This window comes from Acinetobacter sp. ANC5681 (genome assembly GCF_023488045.1).
Classification (GTDB): Bacteria; Pseudomonadota; Gammaproteobacteria; order Pseudomonadales; family Moraxellaceae; genus Acinetobacter.
The window spans coordinates 33,475-55,047 of the sequence record NZ_JAMFKZ010000012.1 but is presented as its reverse complement, the minus strand read 5'-3'; the positions used below and the strand labels follow the sequence as shown (position 1 = coordinate 55,047).

General features: G+C 39.7%; 17 protein-coding genes, 4 tRNA genes and 1 pseudogene. 9 read left to right on the top strand and 13 right to left on the bottom strand.

All coding sequences use genetic code 11. The features are described 5' to 3' along the window. Positions 1-10: 10 nt before the first annotated feature. From ftsL to M5121_RS08900, 3 genes are all read right to left on the bottom strand, one after another. Entirely contained in the window at positions 11-349 is a 339-nt protein-coding gene (gene ftsL / locus M5121_RS08910; RefSeq protein WP_004660120.1) for a cell division protein FtsL, read from the bottom strand. Next, the gene (rsmH, locus tag M5121_RS08905; RefSeq protein WP_249570966.1) at positions 349-1,272 is read right to left on the bottom strand and encodes a 16S rRNA (cytosine(1402)-N(4))-methyltransferase RsmH; all 924 of its coding nucleotides are present in this window, start codon (positions 1,270-1,272) and stop codon (positions 349-351) included. Before rsmH ends, ftsL begins: the two co-directional genes overlap by 1 nt. A 197-nt stretch (positions 1,273-1,469) precedes the next feature. Next, a complete protein-coding gene (locus M5121_RS08900; protein ID WP_249570965.1) occupies positions 1,470-2,465 on the bottom strand; it encodes a sulfate ABC transporter substrate-binding protein in 996 nt (331 codons plus the stop codon). A gap of 463 nt (positions 2,466-2,928) precedes the next feature. Between M5121_RS08900 and M5121_RS08895 the strand changes: the two genes are divergently transcribed. The 7 genes from M5121_RS08895 (at position 2,929) to M5121_RS08865 (ending at position 6,948) form a co-directional block, all read left to right on the top strand. After that, positions 2,929-3,174 (top strand): DUF4179 domain-containing protein, encoded by a 246-nt coding sequence (locus M5121_RS08895; RefSeq protein ID WP_371924477.1) that lies wholly within the window; start codon positions 2,929-2,931, stop codon positions 3,172-3,174. A gap of 105 nt (positions 3,175-3,279) precedes the next feature. Next, positions 3,280-4,788, top strand: a complete 1,509-nt coding sequence (gene gltX, locus M5121_RS08890) for a glutamate--tRNA ligase (RefSeq protein WP_249570963.1) — start codon at positions 3,280-3,282, stop codon at positions 4,786-4,788. A gap of 58 nt (positions 4,789-4,846) precedes the next feature. Then, a tRNA-Ala gene (locus tag M5121_RS08885) sits at positions 4,847-4,922 on the top strand. 26 nt (positions 4,923-4,948) lie between these two features. Continuing rightward, a tRNA-Glu gene (locus M5121_RS08880) sits at positions 4,949-5,024 on the top strand. 117 nt (positions 5,025-5,141) lie between these two features. Further along, positions 5,142-6,548, top strand: a complete 1,407-nt coding sequence (locus M5121_RS08875) for an amino acid permease (RefSeq protein WP_249570962.1) — start codon at positions 5,142-5,144, stop codon at positions 6,546-6,548. Positions 6,549-6,759: 211 nt separating this feature from the next. Next, positions 6,760-6,835: transfer RNA gene (locus M5121_RS08870), tRNA-Glu, on the top strand. Positions 6,836-6,872: 37 nt separating this feature from the next. Beyond that, positions 6,873-6,948, top strand: a tRNA-Glu gene (locus M5121_RS08865). A 42-nt stretch (positions 6,949-6,990) separates the two neighbouring features. Here M5121_RS08865 and M5121_RS08860 read toward each other — a convergent pair. Together M5121_RS08860 and M5121_RS08855 are read right to left on the bottom strand one after the other, a co-directional pair. Continuing rightward, on the bottom strand, positions 6,991-7,926 hold the full coding sequence (locus tag M5121_RS08860; protein WP_004660107.1) for a hypothetical protein: 936 nt from the start codon (positions 7,924-7,926) through the stop codon (positions 6,991-6,993). Positions 7,927-8,098: 172 nt separating this feature from the next. After that, positions 8,099-8,330: pseudogene (locus tag M5121_RS08855) on the bottom strand (hypothetical protein); the annotation flags it as partial. Positions 8,331-8,554: 224 nt separating this feature from the next. On the opposite strand from M5121_RS08855, the gene M5121_RS08850 reads away from it, so the two are divergent. After that, positions 8,555-8,893, top strand: a complete 339-nt coding sequence (locus tag M5121_RS08850; RefSeq protein ID WP_249570961.1) for a zinc-ribbon domain-containing protein — start codon at positions 8,555-8,557, stop codon at positions 8,891-8,893. A gap of 31 nt (positions 8,894-8,924) precedes the next feature. On the opposite strand, the gene M5121_RS08845 is transcribed toward M5121_RS08850, so the two are convergent. The 8 genes from M5121_RS08845 to ettA form a co-directional block, all read right to left on the bottom strand. Then, complete coding sequence (locus tag M5121_RS08845) at positions 8,925-9,869, bottom strand: cation diffusion facilitator family transporter (RefSeq protein WP_249570960.1); 945 nt, start codon at positions 9,867-9,869, stop codon at positions 8,925-8,927. A gap of 126 nt (positions 9,870-9,995) precedes the next feature. Then, a complete protein-coding gene (locus M5121_RS08840; RefSeq protein WP_249570959.1) occupies positions 9,996-13,160 on the bottom strand; it encodes an efflux RND transporter permease subunit in 3,165 nt (1,054 codons plus the stop codon). After that, positions 13,150-14,382: an efflux RND transporter periplasmic adaptor subunit gene (locus M5121_RS08835; RefSeq protein WP_249570958.1), complete on the bottom strand. Its 1,233-nt coding sequence runs from the start codon at positions 14,380-14,382 to the stop codon at positions 13,150-13,152. Before M5121_RS08835 ends, M5121_RS08840 begins: the two co-directional genes overlap by 11 nt. Before the next feature lie 2 nt (positions 14,383-14,384). Next, positions 14,385-15,797: a TolC family protein gene (locus M5121_RS08830; RefSeq protein ID WP_249570957.1), complete on the bottom strand. Its 1,413-nt coding sequence runs from the start codon at positions 15,795-15,797 to the stop codon at positions 14,385-14,387. 54 nt (positions 15,798-15,851) lie between these two features. After that, the gene (locus M5121_RS08825; RefSeq protein WP_349628955.1) at positions 15,852-16,256 is read right to left on the bottom strand and encodes a cation efflux protein, CzcI-like; all 405 of its coding nucleotides are present in this window, start codon (positions 16,254-16,256) and stop codon (positions 15,852-15,854) included. 502 nt (positions 16,257-16,758) lie between these two features. Beyond that, on the bottom strand, positions 16,759-17,370 hold the full coding sequence (locus M5121_RS08820) for a methyltransferase family protein (RefSeq protein WP_004678818.1): 612 nt from the start codon (positions 17,368-17,370) through the stop codon (positions 16,759-16,761). Between the two features lie 303 nt (positions 17,371-17,673). Next, the gene (locus M5121_RS08815; RefSeq protein WP_349628954.1) at positions 17,674-18,081 is read right to left on the bottom strand and encodes a cation efflux protein, CzcI-like; all 408 of its coding nucleotides are present in this window, start codon (positions 18,079-18,081) and stop codon (positions 17,674-17,676) included. Between the two features lie 186 nt (positions 18,082-18,267). Further along, on the bottom strand, positions 18,268-19,929 hold the full coding sequence (ettA, locus tag M5121_RS08810) for an energy-dependent translational throttle protein EttA (RefSeq protein ID WP_249570955.1): 1,662 nt from the start codon (positions 19,927-19,929) through the stop codon (positions 18,268-18,270). Positions 19,930-20,228: 299 nt separating this feature from the next. On the opposite strand from ettA, the gene M5121_RS08805 reads away from it, so the two are divergent. Further along, positions 20,229-21,506, top strand: coding sequence for an O-acetylhomoserine aminocarboxypropyltransferase/cysteine synthase family protein (locus tag M5121_RS08805; RefSeq protein ID WP_249570954.1), 1,278 nt, complete (start codon positions 20,229-20,231; stop codon positions 21,504-21,506). Positions 21,507-21,573: the final 67 nt, after the last annotated feature.

The following is a 21,573-nucleotide window of genomic DNA, read 5'->3' as shown; positions in this document are numbered from 1 at the left end:
ACAGCATGCCTTATTTGTCTTGCTTTGAAGTCATAGGTAAAGAAATCACAACCGTTTGTGCTGCGGGTGGTGAAAACATCCGCAATTGTGTAACAGCACGAGAGCCAATCTGCGCAGTTGCACCAAACGTTTGTTGTTCAATCAGCAAGCGCCCCCATTCTGCATTCAGATCGTCTCTTTCACGCATATAAGCACTTAAATCACGATAATCATGACGATATTCAAACACTTGAAAGACCACCATCATTGCGCTTGTGAATACCATCGCAATCAGCACAGCATACACTACAACTTTTTTCAGTCCTTTCTTGCTGCTAGATATGATCTCATCATCATTCTTTTTATTCATTATCTGCCTTTCTGCTCTAAACGCTCTGCTACACGTAACCATGCACTACGTGAACGAGGATTTGCTTTTACTTCTGCTTCACTCGCACGAATACGAGACACTTTCTTTAAACGTCGCGTATCGATCTGTGTTTGAGGCATTCCCCAACCATGATCTTCCGCTAAAGTTGATTCTTTTTGAATAAATTGTTTAATCAAACGATCTTCCAAAGAGTGGAAGCTAATCACAGCCAACTGTCCTTGTACTTTCAACAATTCTACAGCTTGCGGTAAAAACGTTTCAATATCATCAAGCTCTTTGTTAATTGCGATACGAATCGCTTGGAAAGTACGCGTTGCAGGATGTTTATGCTTTTCCCACTTTGGATGCGCAACCTTAACAATTTCAGCCAATTGCGCTGTTGTGGTGATTTCGCCTGCCGATTTAATCGCTTTGGCAATACGGCGACTATAACGCTCTTCACCATACTGAAAAATAATATTGGCTAATTTTTCTTCTTCGATTTCAAGTAACCATTCCGCCGCAGTTAAACCTTGAGAATTATCCATACGCATGTCTAGTGGGCCATCTTGCATAAAGCTAAACCCACGTTCTGCTTGATCAAGTTGCGGTGAAGACACACCCAAATCGGCCATAATGCCGTCAACTTCGGTAATCCCAATATTTGTCAATTCCGCCTGAATATCGGCAAAACTGGCATGAATAATTTTAAAACGCGGATCTTCTTGTTCTAATTGTGCGGCAACTTCAAGTGCCTGAGGATCTTTATCAAAGGCGTAAACACGTGCATTTTGATCCAATTTGGAAAGTAAGAGCTTGGTATGCCCTCCTCGACCAAACGTTGCATCGACAAAAATACCAGTATCGCGACCTGCCAATACGCCATCAACGGTTTCATGAAGTAAGACAGAAATATGCGACATAACAATAGGATCAATAGCTAAAAATGTAACTGCACATTATCACCTTGTTTTATCCCAGTACCAAACGACTTTTTGTAGAGAATTCTTAACTTTTCATAGATAAAACCGTTTTCTTATCATTTTTTATACAACAAAAAAGCAAATACTCCGTGTATTTGCTTTCCCATATTCAATCACAAATTTTATATATAATTTATTTACTGTTTATCTGTATAAATTTGATCAAAAATCGCACCATTCACAAAGTGGGTTTTTTGCGCTTTTGCCCATCCACCAAATACATCATTAATACTGAAGAGTTTGATCTTTGGAAATTGTTTCGCATATTTTGCTGCAATTTGCGGATTACGTGGACGGAAATAATGTTTTGCCGCAAGTTCCTGCCCTAAAGGTGAATAAAGAAAATTTAAATAACCGCGCGCTAAATTGCGATTACCATCTTTATCCACGGTTTTATCTACAATCGCAACTGAAGGCTCAGCCAAAATCGAAATTGATGGATATACAATATCGTATTTATCTTTACCTAAACCTTGGGTCGCCAATAAAGCTTCATTTTCCCATGACAGTAACACATCGCCTATACCTCGCTCAGCGAATGTAGTTAAAGAACCTCGCGCTCCCGAATCAAGTACCTTGACATTTTGGTATAACTTTTTCACTAAATCACGGGCTTTAGTCTCATTACCACCAGGTTGTTTCAACGCATAGCCCCATGCCGATAAATAAATCCAACGCGGTGCACCCCCTGTTTTCGGATTTGGGGTAATAATTTCGACACCCTCTTTAGTGAGATCATTCCAATCACGGATATTTTTCGGATTTCCTTTGCGGACAAGGAATACAACCGTTGATGTATAAGGTGCAGAATTATTTTTAAATTGTTTTTGCCAATCTTTACGAATGAGACCTGCATTGGCAATTTCATCAATATCATTCGCCAAAGCCAATGTCACAACATCAGCCTGTAAACCATCAATTACCGATCTTGCCTGTTTGCCTGAACCACCATGCGATTGTTTAAAATCGACCTCTTGACCTGTACGCTGTTTCCAATATTGACCAAATGCTTGGTTATATTCTTGATAAAACTCTCGTGTTGGATCATAAGATACATTTAAGAACGTTGTAGCTGCCTGCGCTATGCTATTTAAACCCAAAGCAAGCAATGCTGCGGCGATCACTGTTTTCATTTATTATTCACTCATTTTCTGTATATTTATGACCACTATATTTATTTAAAAATAATTTACAATCAAATAGTTATATCAATAATTTAGAAATTATTCTTTTTTTTATATATCGTAATATTAAGGATGTATTGCAGTTAAAATACTAAGTGTTTATTCATGTTATTTTTATTTTGAGAAAAATTATCATTCTCCACTTTTTCTACACATTTGCTTGTTAGATTTGATTTGCAGATATTCTAGCCATCAGGCTTACAATACCCAAAAGCATGTTTATTTATTATTTTTTGTAAAAAGTGTGACATAGTTATATTTTTTATTAAAATTTATGTTTGAATCGTATGATTAAAGCAATACTATAGTCATTTAGTTAGTCTTGTAGACTCGAAGTCATGAAGGGGATGTTACCGTGCAAGCATCAAAACTTAAAAAAACACTATGCTTAAGCTTATTTTTGGTGTTTTCTATTCAAGTTGGACATGCAGCCGCAATTAAAGAAAACAATAATATTAAAACGATAGACAAATCGTCTTCGTTAATTGTGAAAGCGCTTGATCAACAAAAACGTAATACAGCCATGTTGCCTTCAACAGATGACGAATTAAAAATGTTGAATACGATCCGTACAACGCCAACGCAAACGTTCTTTGCAAGCCAACACGAACGTTTTTCACGCTTTGTTCAGACTGTTTTTCAACCGCACACATCTTGATCTTTTAAATATGTAACGCTCTACATGTTTAAATAAGCCTAGTCATGCTGTGACTAGGCTTTTTCGTTATAATAGTTTCAATTTTAATTTAAGCTTCGATAATTTATGAAAGTTCGTACCCGTATTGCGCCTTCTCCTACAGGTTTCCCTCATGTAGGTACTGCTTATATTGCGTTATTTAATTTATGTTTTGCTAAACAGCACGGCGGTGAATTTATTTTACGTATTGAGGATACAGATCAACTCCGTTCAACACCTGAATCAGAAAAGATGATTTTAGATTCTTTACGTTGGTTAGGATTGAACTGGTCAGAAGGTCCAGATGTGGGCGGCCCTCATGCGCCGTATCGTCAATCGGAACGTATGGGAATTTACAAACAATATGCCTTAGATTTGGTTGAAAAAGGACATGCTTTCTATTGTTTCGCAACAGCAGAAGACCTAGACCAAATGCGTACAGAGCAGCAAGCACGTGGTGAAACGCCAAAATATGATGGGCGTGGCTTAAAACTTTCACAAGAAGAAGTACAACAACGCCTTGCTGCGGGTGAACCACATGTCATTCGAATGAAAGTACCTGAAGATGGTATTTGTAAGATTAATGATTTGCTTCGTGGTGAAGTGGAGATTCCTTGGGCACAAGTTGACATGCAAGTGTTGCTAAAAACGGATGGTTTACCAACTTACCACCTTGCTAATGTCGTGGATGATCATTTGATGGAAATTACCCATGTATTACGTGGGGAAGAATGGCTGCCTTCAGCGCCTAAGCATCAGTTGCTTTACCAATATTTTGGTTGGGAAATGCCAACTTTATGTCATATGCCATTGTTACGTAACCCAGATAAATCAAAACTGTCTAAACGTAAGAACCCAACTTCTATTAACTATTATCGCGACATCGGTGTATTACCAGAAGCATTATTGAATTATTTAGGTCGCATGGGTTGGTCAATGCCTGATGAGCGTGAAGTATTCACATTACAGGACATGGTTGAAAACTTTGATGTACAGCGTGTTTCATTGGGCGGCCCAATCTTTGATGTTGAAAAACTTAATTGGCTGAACGGTCAATGGATCAAAGGCTTAACACCGAGACAACTTCTAGATCGCCTATTAACATGGAAAAGTGACCGTCAAACACTTGAAGACATTGCGGCTGCGATTCAACCTCGTATCAATCTACTCTCAGAAGCTGTGAATTGGGCTGGTTTCTATTTCAATCACATGCCACAGATCAGTAAAGAACAGTTTGAAAGCAAAAAATTGACCGAAGAACAAGTTCGTCAAAGCTTACAATTTGCAATTTGGCGCTTAGAGAGTCAGTTTACGTGGAATAATGATACTGTCAGCCAAACACTGATGGATTTAGCCACTCAAATGGAAGTTAAACTTCGTGACTTTATGCCAGCATTCTTTATTGCGATTGCGGGTTCAACGAGTTCAACGCCTGTGATGCAATCTATGGTAACACTAGGTCCTGATTTGACTTTTGCACGTTTACGTCATGCCTTAGAAATCGTAGGTGGGCCAAGCAAGAAAGAACTTAAAGTTTGGGAAAAATTAAACGAATCACTCAAACTGCCGAAAAATGATGCAAATAGTGAGAATTAATTCAGTTTAATCATTGACGTGTGAGCGCATTCGCCCTAATATTGCGCTCACACAGACTGGGGTCATAGCTCAGTTGGTAGAGCGCTACAATGGCATTGTAGAGGTCAGCAGTTCGATCCTGCTTGGCTCCACCAAACTTCAATTTGTGTTGCCTCAATAAGTCCCTATCGTCTAGAGGCCTAGGACATCGCCCTTTCACGGCGGTAACCGGGGTTCGAATCCCCGTAGGGACGCCATATTTTATGCAAAATAATTAAAATTATAATTTTCAACTAAACATTCATTCATTCAGATTGCACATTTCAAAATTTTACATAAAATACCCGCTTCTCCACGCTTGGACAAATTGTGGTATGCAATCTTCCAACTCAAATGCTACCTCTGAATCAAAAACATTAAAACGTGCAATGAGCACCCGTCACCTAGTTATGCTTTCATTAGGCGGTGCAATTGGTACAGGTTTATTTTTAGGTTCTGGCGAGGTCATCGCTCAAACAGGTCCTATCGGCGCAATTATTGCCTACTTTTTAGGTGGTTTAATTGCCTATATGGTCATGCTCTGTTTAGGTGAGCTCGCAGTACATATGCCTGTGGCTGGATCTTTTGGCGCATACGCTCAAAAATATATTGGCCCAGGAACGGGTTATATGATTTCTTGGCTGTATTGGCTGACATGGACCGCAACGCTTGGTACAGAATTTACTGCCGCAGCCTTACTCATGCAAGAATGGTTCCCTCATATTTCAATGTGGATTTGGACCATTATTTTTGCAATTACAATTTTAGGATTAAATTTAAGTTCAACCCGCATTTTTGCTGAATCAGAATTTTGGCTTGCATTAGTCAAAATCATTACCGTTATTGTCTTTATCCTTTTAGGTTTATGCGCAATTTTTGGTTTCATTCCATTCCAAGGCACTGAATCAGCACCATTATTTCATAACTTAACGGCACATGGTTGGTTTCCACAAGGTCTTTTTCCAATTTTCACCACGATGTTAATTGTTAACTTTGCCTTTTCTGGAACTGAACTTATTGGTGTTGCCGCAGGTGAAACCAAAAATCCAGCTGAAAATGTTCCGAAAGCAATTAATGCGGCAATTTGGCGACTATTAATTTTCTTTGTGGGTACGATTGTTGTTATTAGTGCATTACTTCCTTTCCATGTAGCTGGCCTAGGCGGTGATGGAGTGAGTAGCAGCCCTTTCGTAACTGTATTTAAATACATCGGTATTCCATATGCCGACGATATTATTCGCTTCGTGATTATTACTGCCTTATTATCCGCTGCAAACTCAGGTCTCTATGCGGCTTCTCGCATGATGTGGTCTTTATCTGATCAACGCCAACTGCCAAGCATATTCTCAAAATTGTCTAAGAGTGGTACGCCTATCATTGCGCTAGTGGTAACCATGTTTGGCGCAATTCCCGGATTGCTATCTGAGCATTTTGCCCCAGAGGAAATTTTCAAGAATTTACTCGGTGTTGCTGCATTTACCATGGTCATCGTATGGATGAGTATTTGTTGGAGTCAGTTTAACTTTAGACGCCAATGGTACAAGGCTGGACATTCAGCAAAAGATTTAAAATTTGCTGCACCACTTTATCCAATCGTTCCCATCTTAGGTTTTGTTTTCTGTTTAATTACAGGTCTCAGCATGGCATACGATCCTGAAATGCAGGCTGGTTTTATTGGATGCTTACTGTTTATTGCCGCTTGTTATTTAAGTTACTACGTTTTATACCGTGATCGTAAATAAAATGATAATGAATAAAAAATGCAGCTTAGGCTGCATTTTTTATTTAACTTAAATTAACTTGCTTGATAATTTTACTTTAACTTCTTTATTTTGATTATTTATTCTACGATATGTTTTATTTTTAGACACTCACAAGATTTTTTTAGATTTTCTTTGGAAAAGTGTTTGACACCCTATCCAATTCACCCTAATATACGCCCACCTCTGAAACGTCCCTATCGTCTAGAGGCCTAGGACATCGCCCTTTCACGGCGGTAACCGGGGTTCGAATCCCCGTAGGGACGCCAATATTTATTATTGTTTTCAGATGTATGCCTCATATAAGTCCCTATCGTCTAGAGGCCTAGGACATCGCCCTTTCACGGCGGTAACCGGGGTTCGAATCCCCGTAGGGACGCCAAATTCTAAAAAGCCACTGCATTGACAGTGGCTTTTTTATTGCTTACTCACTTCCAATTCCAACTTGGACTTCTAAACGTCCAGACTGAACACGTAAGCCTCGGATCTCAAATTGATCAACTAATTGTTGTACCAATTCGCGGCTCTCTTGCAAAATATTAAGTCCTGGCAAAATACTAAAATCAGTCAAGCTTAATAGCTTATCGACCATCCATGAGCGGTTATTAATGAAATCAATAAAACCCGCTTCTTCAAGGTCGATATACCACAAACGATGCCCTTCTTTTTGAATCCCTGGCACATCACGAATGAGGTGATTGATCAAAAATGGGATCGGTAAGGAATTAATCACTTCAAAGCTGATATTACCAACACGTCTTGCTGCCCAATTTGTTAAAGTACCACCATGACGAATTTGTAAATCCAGATGCTCATCGACCTGACAAAGACGTAAATATTTTTCCTGCCCAATACGACATTCTAAAACATTGAATTCTAAAGACAGACGATATAGGAAACGGCGATAGTGGCCATCTAATTCAATATGAAAGCGATCATTGCCACATTCAATTTTTATATCATCAATTTCAGAACGATCCATACGTTTCCGAATTTGATTATTGAGCAGCATTTCAGGCAAATACAAGGTGAGGCTACTTTTCCCTAACGATGCACGTGCCATTGCCAACGCAACTTGACGCGCTGCTTCACTGGTTTCTGATACCATATCACGAACAGTATTTCGCATCCCTTCAACACCACGTTTGGTATGATGGGTAACTTGATCTAAGGCATCTAAGGCGGCATCTGCAACACCTGCAATATTACGAGAGGTATCACTCGCAAACTCAACAGCATCTTGTGCGTGCTGTAATGTCTTATTGATTAACCGACGTGATAAAGACGGTTTTTCATCTGATGATTCTATATCTGCAGGCATAATATCGAACATTGCCTTTTTGTCATCTTGTCGATTCAAGATGTTCTCCCTCTTCCCTTTCTCAGCAACTCAATTTTGATATGAGCAACAATCTGTTTTATCAACTTATTGGCTGTTTTTATGTAGATTAGCATGCTATTTAGCGCAATTTGCGTCTTTTTGTTGCACACTTTTAAATTAATTTAATCGTCCATTTTCTAAATATGTTTCATTGGTTTTCAATTAATTTGATGAGTTGTGATGTATATAGAATATCTTCATCTGTCTGATGCTGGAATTTCCATTGCTTTGGCAAAGACATCTTAAAGAGCCGTAAAAAAGAAATTGACACTAAGATCAGGACTTTCCATGCTGACCAACATTAGCTTGTCTTGGGTCGAAAGATGTTCCTTTCCTTTTTCGATTCGTGATAAGCGTAATTTTAGAAGTTTGGTAGGCAGCATGCGATTCCTTGCGCATTATTCAACACATTCAGTTCACAAATTAGCATGGCTGATTGTAGTTTTTCCAACAGGTTTAGACGAGCTGCGACCGATATGGATTGCTCGAATCAACTTAATATTTTAAAGATAGTACAAAATAAGTAAGTTTATGTATTTGAACAACGTAGGATTTTAGCTTTTGCATAATTTTCGCTAAAATAAGCAAAATATTATAGGAAATCTTTATGCAATATCGTTGCCCTAAATGTCAAAGCGTGAAAATTATGCCTGTCAGTCAAGGTGCCAACAGCCCTCGCCCAAATGTACCTAAAAGCTTGGTACTTTTAGTGCCTGCTATTTTTATTTTACTGGTGCTGGTGTTAATTAGTGTTGGGAAGTGGATTTTTGGTAATGGTGCAGGACAAACACTGCAAATCGCAACCGTTGCAGTATTTGGTGTTTGTGTGATTGCAGGTGTTCTGTTCTGGCGTGACCTGCCAGATTTTAAAATCTCCATGCAGGCTTTTATGCAGGCACAAAAGCACTGGAAATGCCGTGACTGTAATCACGAATGGCAAAACTAACACGTTGCTCTAAATTCCGATTCACATCAGCTCAGTGCTGATGTGAATGAGTGTGTTGTTCATCTTCAACATGTTGATGAGTATGCTGACAATTCATTTCAGCATCATCTTCGATCTGCAAAGTCACTTCGACAATACCATGTTCATGCAATAACATTTCAATCGCAGCACGATGCAACTGATTACGGTCAACCTTAGGTGCAAACAGATGTACTGTGAGATGAATATTCTTCGACGTAATTGCCCAAACCTTCAATTGATGGATACTTTCAACGCCATCTAAAGCCAATAGATCAGTGCGTAACTTTTCAATATCAACCTCTTCAGGTACACCCTCTAATAAAATATTGATACTTTGTCTGAGCAAAATCCATGTTCTTGGTAAGACCCAAAAACCGATCGCGACCGCAATAATGGTATCGACCCAATACCAATTGGTGTAATAGATAATCACAGCACCAATAATCACACCGACAGAACCTAATGCATCACTCAGCACTTCTAAATAAGCACCTTTCATGTTCAAACTTTCAGTCGCACTCGACATTAGTATTTTCATGGAAATCAAATTAATGATGAGTCCTATTGATGCGACCACCAACATGCCTACACTCTGAATCTCAGGAGGTTGTGTAAATCGTTGATAAGCTTCGTAAAGGATATAGATTGCAACAAAAAATAGCATGGAAGCATTAAATAACGCCGCCAAGATTTCAAAACGCTGATAACCAAATGTGCGTTTATTATCTGCTGGACGTTTAGCGATTTTAATCGCAGCCAAAGCAATCGCGAGTGCTGCCGCATCAGTAAACATATGCGCTGCATCGGACAGCAATGCCAAACTTTGTGTAATTAAACCTGCAATAACTTCGACGATTAAAAATGTTGTTGTCAGCACCAACGCAATCGTCAATTTTTTTGCGTTGCCTTCAGTGACGACAGCATGACTATGATCATGCCCTTGATGTCCACTCATGTTGGACTCCTTATCATTATTAGCGTAAAACCCAATTAGTTTTACAAGTCAGCCAAAGTTGAAATGCTTTGGCTGGTTTAGTTTCTTCTTAATAAAATGCTTTACTAAGAAGATAACATAAATAGATTAAATGGTGCTTTCCTGACTTTTGCTGGATTTCATCTCATTCATCCAACGATAAACGATTGGTAAAATGAGCAAGGTCAGTAAAGTTGATGAAATAATCCCACCAATCACCACAGTTGCTAAAGGACGTTGCACCTCTGCACCAGTACCAGTCGCAATTGCCATTGGAATAAAGCCAAGCGAAGCAACAAAAGCCGTCATTAATACAGGACGTAATCTTAAGATTGCTCCCTGCCATGTGGCTTTATGCACATCAAACTGCTCACGAAGTTCTTTAATAAAACTCAGCATCACAAGACCATTCAATACAGCGACACCTGACAGTGCGATGAATCCCACACCTGCCGACATTGACAGTGGAATATCTCGAAGCCAAAGTGCAACCAAACCACCAGACAATGCGAATGGCACGCCGCTAAAGACCAATAAACTTTCTTTAAAATTATGGAACACAGCCATCAATAAAACAAAGATGGTAATTAACGCGAGTGGAATCACGATCTGCATACGTGCAGCAGCAGAAGCCAAATTCTCAAACTGCCCACCATATTCCAACCAATATCCCGCAGGCAAAGGTTGTTGTTTAAGGGTTGCTTGTAACTCTTGGACAAATGAACCCAAATCACGCCCTTCTACATTGGCAGTCACAATGACACGACGTTTACCATTTTCACGTCCGACCTGATTCATACCTGAAATGGTTTCCACCTTGGCAATATCTTGCAACTGGATCAAACCACCATTAGGCAATTGGATAGGTAGTTGAGCTAGGCTTTGTGCTGTACGTTGACTATCAGGTAAACGGATTTCAAAATCAAAACGGCGGTCACCTTGTAAAATCTGACCGACATTCTGACCACCGACACTCGCTGCAACAACATCTTGAATCGATTTCACAGATAAGCCATATTGCGCTGCAAGCGCATGATTGATATCTACATTTAACACAGGTAAACCACTAGTTTGTTCAACTTTGACCGCTGTTGCACCTGAGATCTTTTGTACTTTCTGAGCAATTGCTTGTGCTTGTGTATTTAGCACCTCCATATCATCGCCAAAAACTTTGATACCGACATCACTACGTACACCCGAAATCAACTCATTAAAACGAAGCTCAATCGGTTGTGAAAACTCACTGTTGTTGCCTGGAATATTTTCCAGAAATGCCTGCATCCGTGTCCGTAACTCATCAATAGTTTCCTTTGGATTTTCCCACTGATCTCGTGGTTTTAATAAAATCACCGCATCGGAAATATTGGGTGGCATTACATCCGTTGCAACTTCAGCCGTACCTGTTCGAGCAAAAACAGCTTTAACTTCTGAGAAATTCTTTAAGATTAGTTTTTCAGTGTTTTCCTGCATTCTTAAAGATTGTTCCAAACCTGTACTTGGAGAACGCATTTGCTGTAAAGCAAAATCCCCTTCACTCAATTGTGGTGCAAACTCACTACCAATTTGCGTGGTCAATACACCAGTCAAAACTAAAATACTCACCGCTAAAGTCACAACCACCATCTTAAATTGATATGCCCAATCTAAGATTTGTTGATATTTTCTTTTCAGCGCTTGCATCCAACGAGATTCTTTTTCTTTCACCTCACCTGTAATAAATAAAGCCACAGCCGCTGGAACAAAAGTCACCGATAAGATCATGGCACCAAGCAATGCCATCACCACGGTCATCGCCATTGGATGGAACATTTTTGCTTCTACACCTGTTAATGCAAAAATCGGCAAGTACACAACAATAATAATCGCCTGTCCAAACAGTAACGGCTTACGTGCTTGTTTGGCTGCAAGGAATACTTCTTTAAAGCGCTCACGACGTGTTAATAATCGACCTGCATGATGTTGTGCTTCTGCGAGCCGTCGAATACAGTTTTCGACAATCACCACTGCACCATCGACAATAATCCCGAAGTCCAATGCACCTAGGCTCATCAAATTGGCACTAATATTTTGCTCAGCCATTCCTGTTAAGGTAAACAACATCGAAAGTGGAATGACACAGGCCGTAATTAAAGCCGCACGGAAATTACCTAAGAACACAAAGAGAATCACGATGACGAGGATCGCACCCTCAACTAAGTTCTTTTGAACAGTTTTAATGGCTTTATTTACTAAACTGGTACGATCATAAACCGTTTCAATTTCAACCCCTTTCGGCAAAGTCGGCTGAATTTCTTGGATTTTTGCATCTACCGCTTGGGCAACAGTACGACTATTTTCGCCCATCATCATCATGGCGATACCTAATACCGTTTCTTCGCCATTATAGGTTGCAGCACCCGTACGTAAATCATGCCCAATCGCAACCGTTGCAATATCGGCTACACGTATGGGTAAACCATTTTTGACACTTACGGTAATATTTTGGATATCTTCAACAGTGCTCAACATGCCTGGAACACGGACAGTAAGCTGCTGACCATTTTCCTCAATAAATCCCGCACCACGGTTTTCATTATTTTCCTGTAGAGCTGTTTGAAACTCTGTCAGTGAAATTTGAAGCTGCTGCAAACGTTTTAAATCAGGAGAAACGATATAGGTTTTGTTGTAACCACCAATACTATTGATTTCAGCAACACCTTTCACTCGCTGCAATTGCGGACGCACAATCCAGTCTTGGATCTCGCGCAAATCCATAGCAGTATATGGCGTACCATCTTCTTTTTTGGCATCAGGTTTAGCTTTAATCACCCACTGGTAAATTTCGCCCAAGCCCGTAGAAACAGGTGACATGAGTGGATCAACTGCATCTGGCAACTGCCCATCGGCTTCTTGCAAACGTTGATTAATTAACTGTCTCGCCCAGTAAATATCAGTGCCATCTTTGAAAATAATAGTGACTTGCGATAAACCATAACGTGAAATTGAACGAGTTTGCTCTAAGTTTGGAATCCCTGCCATGGCGGTTTCAATCGGATAAGTAATCCGCTGTTCGACTTCGAGAGCTGTATAACCATTGGCTTGGGTATTAATTTGCACTTGGGTATTGGTAATATCTGGCACTGCATCAATCGGCAGTTTTTGATAACTCCATATCCCAACCGCAATCCACGTCATCACAAACAACATGACCCAAATCGCATTACGAATCGCAAATTGAATAATGCGATCAAATAAGCCCTCTGGCTTCGGCAATTGAGAGGAATTAGTGTCCATGCGCAGCCTCTCCTTTCTCAAGCTCTGATTTCAGCAAGAAGCTTCCTTCAGCCACATAAGATTGACCTGCTGTTAAACCTTGGGTAATTTCAACCCATTGTCCATCTTGGGTACGCTGTCCAACTTGCACAGGTACTGCAACAAAATCAAAGCCTTTGTTTTGATTTGCTTTTGCAACAAAAACGGTATCTTTACCTTCAACCTGTTGAATCGCCTGTGCACTGACGCGGATAGCCGACTGTTTTGAGCCTGCTTGTAGCTCTACATTCACCATCAAATTTGGACGTAATTCGGCTGCATTTGACAAAACTTTAGCACGCACTTGTAAACGCCCTGTTTGTGCATCGGCTTCAGTCGTAAGACTTTGCACTTGTGCGTTAAATTGATTGCCCGTTTGCAAAGATTTGAAGCGAATTTGTTGATTTGGCTGAACATTAACGTTCGCCACCGTTGGCATAACAAATTCCAACCAAAGTTGATCGAGTTGATCAATAGTGAACAACTGATCTGCAAGTTGGACATTTTCCCCAATCACAATATCTTTATTACTGATCACACCATTAATCGGTGCTGTTAGAGTGTAACGACCACTAGAATTCGAACCTGCACCAAAAGCTGTTAAACGTGAGCGAGCGGCTTGCACCTGAATTTGCGCTTGGCGATAAGCATTATAAGCACGCTGATAATCTTGTTTTGCAGAAATTCCCTGCGACCACAAACTGCGTTCACGTTCATAATCTTGTTTTGCCAAATCCAAATTTGTCTGCGCAATTTGTAAATTGGCTTGTTGATCGACTAAATCGGGTACCAACAAATTTGCTAGAGCTTGACCACGTTTGACTTGCTGGCCCAATTCAACATACACAGACTCCACTCGCCCTGCAAAACTCGGCGAAACGTGTGCTTGTCTATCCGTATTGACCATTATCTTTGCTGGAAAGGTCTGAACTTGATTGACTGCACCCAAAGCAACTTGAGCAAGTTTGACGTTTTGCTGTTGCATTTGCTCATTGGTCAGAGTGAGTTTTTCCTCGTCTTCCGCCTGCTCTTTTGCACCTTCAGCACCTTCTTTTTCATTTTCTTGATGGGCATGCTCTTGCTCTGCATTCTCTGTGGTTTCAGCTTTTGAACCCCATAACACAGCTCCAGCAAGTATTCCTGTGACAACAATAATGATGCTAATCCAAACCCATTGAGAACGTGTCTTTAATGTGTTGCCCATGTTTATTCTCCTAATTGGTTTGGAAATGAATTACTTTGTTGCCAAACACGTTGATTCAATTGCATCAGTGCATCTTTGGTTGTGATTTGCTCGACAGGAAGACCCATACGTGCACTTTGTACTTCCACATTCAATTGCCAAGCTTGTTTAAGAAGTTGAACTTTACGTAAACGGACATCCTGTAACTGAGTTGTGGCTTGTTGCACATCTGTAACAGCAAATTTACCTAAGCGAAAACCTTGCAAAGTCTTTTGCTGAACCTGTATCGCTAAAGGCACTTGTTGGTCATTTAACTGTTTAAATTGCGTTTGTAATCCACGTAGTTCAGCAAGACGAACATCAATATCCAACTGATTTTGCTGACGATAAAAACGTTGTTGTTGTTGAATCAGTGTTTGCTTCGCTTCCGCAATCTGAATGCCGTATTTTTGTGAGTTAAAGATATTGAGCGGAATCTCTACCCCTAAACGAATTTGATTTTCAGTATTTTGATCTGCCGAACGAGTTCGATTCACACCCAAAGACATAATCGGTTGAGGACGAGATTTTGCCTTGAGCTGATCAATACTGGCTTGTTGACGCTGAGTTTCTAATTGCAAACTGCGTTCAAACAAATTTTCAATTTGTTGTTGATCAGTTTTCACTTGTGTTGCACGAGACCAAAGCTCATTCGCACTTGGAGCAATCACAAATTGATTGAGGTCACTTCCCCAAAAACTCGCTAATTGCTGTTGTGCAATCCGAAGCTGTAAATCTGCCTGTTGGTAAATCCGCTGGTTTTCTAAATGTGCAATTCGAACCCGCTCCACATCGACTTGAGCAATACTGCCAGCTTGATAACGTTTTACAGTGGCATCTAAATTTTGTTGACTCACTTGCAACTGTTCTGCGATCAATGACTTTTCCAATTGGAATAAAGCCACTTGTGACCATGCGTATTGCACAATCAAATCAAGTTTCGCATTGTAACGTTGCTGTTCAAGGTCAACTTGTGTTGAGGAAAGTTGAGCAACTTTTTGTGCTGCTCGACGCTGACCAAAAAGATCCAAAGCTTGCGAAACACCAATTGCTAACTCTTGATCTTTGTTACTTTGTAAGCCTGTTTGTTCAACAGAAATACTTGGATTCGCCCACAAAGCGCTTTGTTTAAGCTGCGCACTTGCCATTTGTTGCTGTGTTTGCCAACTTGACTGATTCGCTTGATAGCTACGAATCTGTTCGAGAATTTGCTCAAAGTTAGCATTTGATTGCACTAGGCGTGCTGCGTTTTTATTTGCATTCAATAACGACTCAGCAGAAACAGATTGACCAACAGCCATCACAGTTAAAGCTGTAGCCAATATCGACCATTTGAATGCTGACAATGAAACTTGATTTTTTAGCGCCAGAGTGCGCTGATTTAAACTTAAAGACATTTTAAGCCCCGCAAATTAATAAGGTTGCGGTGGGCTATTTTTCGGCTACCCCACCTATAGCGGGGTTAATACAGGAGGAGGATTTAATCCTGATAAATGCGGGGATTGATAAAAATTTGACCAATAATATTGTTGTTCTGACTGCTGAACTCGTAAAACAGGTGTATCAAGCAGTTGTTGTGCTTCAGTAACAACCACATGAAAACATGATGGTAAATGATCGTGATGATCTTGCAAGCTCAAAGGCATTGGTAAATCAGTCGTATCCTGATTAATCGAATGGATATGCTGTTTCGTTACAACCTCAGCATTCGCAGGAAGATGATGACCAAAATGACTATCTAAGATTGACTGTTGACTAATATTTTCATGTCCGCAATACGCGGCAGCCACATTCCAAAGACTTTGGAATATGAACAAACTCAGCAAGACGGAAATGAAAAGACTAGAATGGCGCAAAAGTTTCTCTTTAGACAAAAATTTCTCAAATGGACTATAGCAAGTAAGTTCGATGTAATAAAATTACATTTAGCAAGATAAAAATAGAAAACAAAGTAAATCTGACTGCTTTAAAAAATAATTTAACTCATCAATATATTTATCTTCATGAATAGGAAACTGATTATTTAAATAATCAGTTTCCTAAAAAATTATTTACATTCACAACTTAAGTGAGAATGATGATGCTGCTTTGTAGTCTTGGTTTTCATTTCTTGCTGAGACTGAATATTTTTTCTAGAAAAATTAATCCGCCATCTGCATTTGCGAGGGTTGCAGAAAATAATAAAACTACTAAGCCTAATTTTACATTTAATTGAATAGACATACTCATTACCTCATTTAAATATTTCAGATTTATTTAAGGATTTAATCCAAAAATAAAATTAATTTGACTTATGCTTTCATCAACCGACCTTAGTACTCATTAAAAGGTCTAAAAAACATAAGGATTTCTTTGCTACTAAAACCAACTGAACAATGAAGGAAGCACACCATGTAAACGTAGCTCTTCAAAAAGCTGAACTAAAGCTGCAACCCAGATAAACCAAACCACTTGCCCCAAAAAAATACGGAAATGTTTTGGAGATACTTGATAAAAATCAGGCTCTTTAAAGTTTTTGAAGCTTGGTAAAAAGCGAGGGGTTGTGCTTACATAATCTGAATATCTTGTTCCATATTTTTTACTCAAGAACACTTCTTCTTGACGCATAACATAATGGTAATAACCAAGAAAATAGATCGTAAATAAGATTGGGAAGACAAACGTCTCTGTCAGAAACATGATGCCAACGCCGCCTAAATAACTAAATAGATATAGTGGATTTCTACAAAGAGAATATGGACCTTCGGTCACTAATTTTGCATTCTTAAATCCTGAAATATAAAGACTGCACCATATTCTCCCCATCACACCAATGCCTACAAATAGCCATCCGAAGAACCATAAAATATGTTCTATAAATGAAGACTGGAAATGCCATTCACTAGAACTCAATGCAAGAATAATCGCCAATGTAAATCCAATAACTCTTGAACTCACAGTCCTAACACGTGGGGAAAATAAAATATTCATTTTATAAACCTCAATGACTGCAAATCATTAAAGATGAAATAGGAACTTCATTAAAATGATATTTTTGCTGATGAGGAATGGAGGATGAATACTGGAACAAATTGGATTCATGAATGAAGGAAACGTTCCGTAAAGATTTACAAAATCTTGATAAAACTGTAGATAGCATCGTCTTATCAGCATAATGATGAGCACGTTTCAGTGAGTAATCTACAGAGAAGATCGTTGTACTGTATTTACAAGTATAATTAAGCATAGAATAACCCTTTGAAATAGATATATTTCTAGTGGGTTATTTTTTGGCTACCCCACTAATAGCGGGGTTGATTCAGGTGGTGGATTAAATTCAGACAAATAAGGGGATTGGTAGAAATCTACCCAATAATACTTTTGTTTTAATTCATGTGCTCTGAAAATTGGCTCATTTAGTTGTTGTTCTGAAGCTAAAACGACTACATTCGTACAGGTTGGCAGATGATCATGATGATCGGTGACATTAATAGATTTCGATGTATCTGAAACCTTTAAAACAACCTCAGCATCACTGCTATTTTTGGTTGAGCTTTCAGAAAAATGATGACCAAAATGCGAATCTGAGATAATTTGTTCAGTTGAATTTTCGTGCGTGCAATAAGCTGCAGCCACATTCCAAATGCTTTGGAATATGAACAAACTCAATAAGACTGTCATAAATACAGCAGAACGTCGCACGTTTGATCAACTGTTCAAAATTTATTGAAGCATAGCAACGAAAGCTTATGTAATAAAATTACATTATTAAGTGAGATTGTTTTAATTACGTAACCAATCTTATAAATCCATTTTTTGTCCTTCAAATGATAATCTAAGCAATAAAAAAACCAGCCCGAAAGCTGGTTTCTTTTAGTTTACGGGCAATTAACCTGTAATCTTCTTATATTTGGTGCGTTTCTGGGCCGCATCTTCACCTAAACGTGACTGACGGTATGCTTCATATTCCGCATAGTTACCTTCGTAGAACTCAGGCTGTTCATTTTCAAACGACAAGATATGCGTTGCAATACGGTCAAGGAACCAACGGTCATGCGATACAACCATTACCGTACCTGGGAATACAAGAATTGCATCCTCAAGCGCACGTAAAGTTTCAATATCAAGATCGTTTGATGGTTCATCCAGCAGGATCACGTTCGCGCCCATTTGCAGGATTTTCGCAAGTTGTAAACGGTTGCGCTCACCACCAGACAGTTCACCTACGCGTTTTTGCTGATCTTGGCCTTTAAAGTTAAAGCGACCGATATAAGCACGTGATGCGATTTCATAATCACCGATTTTTAAGATATCCAAACCGCCAGAAACTTCTTCCCATACAGTTTTGTTGTTATCCAGGGTGTCACGAATCTGACCGACATACGCAACTTTAACCGACTCACCCAAAGTCACCGTACCTGTATCTGGCTGTTGTTCACCAGTCATCATACGGAACAGTGTGGTTTTACCTGCACCGTTTGGACCCACAATCCCCACAATCGCTGTAGGCGGTACAGTAAACGTTAAGTTTTCGTAAAGTAAGCGACCATCGAATGATTTACTAATGCCTTCCACTTCCACAACTTTGTTGCCCAAACGTGGACCAGGTGGAATGTAGATTTCAGAGGTTTCATTACGTTGTTGGAACTCACGCGAGTTAAGTTCTTCAAAACGCTCCATACGCGCCTTGTTTTTCTTTTGCTGACCTTTGGCATTTGAACGAACCCATTCAAGTTCTTTTTTCAATGCTTTAGCAAAAGATTCTTCCTGTTTGTTTTCTTGCTCTAGACGCGCATTCTTCTGTTCTAACCAAGAAGAGTAGTTACCTTGATAAGGAATCCCCATGCCACGGTCAAGTTCAAGAATCCACTCAGCCACATTATCCAAGAAATAACGGTCATGCGTAATCGCAACGATCGTACCAGGAAAATCTTTCAAGAAACGCTCTAACCAAGACACTGATTCAGCATCTAAATGGTTCGTCGGTTCGTCAAGAAGTAACATGTCTGGCTTAGACAGCAACAAACGACATAATGCCACACGGCGGCGCTCACCACCTGAAAGCAATGATACATCTGCATCCCAAGCTGGAAGATTCAATGCATCAGCAGCAATTTCAAGCTGATTATTCAGGTTATGTGCATCCCAAGCATGGATGATCGATTCTAATTTTTCTTGCTCTTTTGCAAGTGCATCAAAATCTGCATCTGGATCTGCATATTCTGCAAAAACCTGATCAAGACGTTCTAAAGCATCAAGTGCTTCACGTACGCCATCTTCAACGTTTCCACGAACGTCTTTGGTTGGATCTAATGGCGGCTCTTGTTCTAAGTAACCGATTTTGATTCCTGGTTGTGCGCGTGCTTCACCTGAGAAATCTTTATCTACGCCAGCCATAATACGGAGTAAGGTAGATTTACCTGCACCGTTCAAACCAAGCACACCAATTTTTGCGCCTGGGAAAAATGATAAAGAGATGTCTTTTAAGATTTCGCGCTTCGGCGGAACCATTTTCGACACTCGATTCATCGTATAAATATATTGGGCCACGCAGGACTCCTCAATTGAAAAAACAATAAATCGCAAAAAGCGAAAAATAATCGCACGTATTATACGCTGAAAACGGGATTAACATGAAGTTAAGATCATCTTTGTTTCATCCAATCAAAGGATTTTCTTTTTCAAGACATTACACAATTTTGTCTTCAAAACAGAATCATGGCTTTCAATCGCTTATTATTTTGTTTATATGAATAAAAACGCAATAAATCGCATAAATTATGCACCATTTTGGATAACTTTTCGGCTACACTCGATCAGTATATTTAACTCACGTAGATGATGTAATCATGACCTATAAAGATGAAACTTTAGCCATTCATGCGGGATATTCACCAGAAGCCACTACAAAGGCTGTCGCTGTACCTATTTATCAAACCACGTCTTATGCATTTGATAATACACAACATGGTGCTGACTTATTCGATTTAAAAGTTCAGGGCAATATTTACACCCGTATTATGAATCCAACCACCGCCGTACTCGAACAACGCCTCGCAGCGCTTGAAGGTGGTATTGGTGCATTGGCTCTAGCCTCAGGTATGGCCGCGATCACCTATTCGATTCAAACGATTGCTGAAGCAGGTGACAATATTGCATCTGTATCCACTTTATACGGTGGTACTTATAACCTATTTGCGCATACATTGCCGAAACAAGGGATTGAAGTTCGTTTCTTTGATTATCAGAATCCCGAAGCTTTACGTTCTATTATTGATGATAAGACCAAACTGGTCTTTGTTGAGTCGATCGGAAACCCTCTTGGGAATATCATCGACCTAGAAGCAATCTCTAAAATTGCGCATGAATATGGTGTCCCTGTTATTGTAGATAATACTGTTGCAACTCCTGCTTTATTGAAACCATTTGAATTTGGTGCAGATATCGTGGTTCATTCTCTGACGAAATACATTGGCGGACATGGCAACAGTATTGGTGGTGTCATTATTGATAGTGGCAAATTCCCTTGGGGCAAATATCCTGAACGTTTTAAAGCGTTGAATACACCAGACCCAAGCTATCACGGCGTGAATTATGTTGAAGTTCTAGGTGAAGCTGCTTATATCGCACGTGCACGCGTTGTTCCGCTACGCAATACAGGGGCTGCGATTAGTCCGCTGAGTGTGTTTTTGATCTTACAAGGCTTAGAAACTTTAAGCCTTCGTATGGAGCGCCATACGGAGAATGCTCTGAAAGTTGCAAATTATTTGAAACAACATCCAAAAGTAAAATGGGTCAATTATGCAGGTTTAAGTGACCATCCACAGCATCATTTGGCACAAAAGTATGTGAAAGGTAAACCTTCAGCGATTCTTTCTTTTGGCGTACAAGATGGCTTAGAAGGCGGTACTCGTTTTATCGATGCATTACAACTGTTTACACGTTTGGTCAATATTGGTGATGCCAAAAGTCTGGCCTGCCACCCAGCAACCACAACCCACCGCCAGCTCAATGCAGAGGAACTTAAATCGGCAGGGGTCAGTGAAGACCTTGTGCGCTTGTCTATTGGCATTGAGCATATTGATGACCTGATTGCTGACCTTGAACAGGCGCTTGCTCAGGTTTAAATTCAATGAAATCAATGAGCCCTTAACATAGGGCTTTTTTTCTATGCAAAATTCGAAAAATATAATA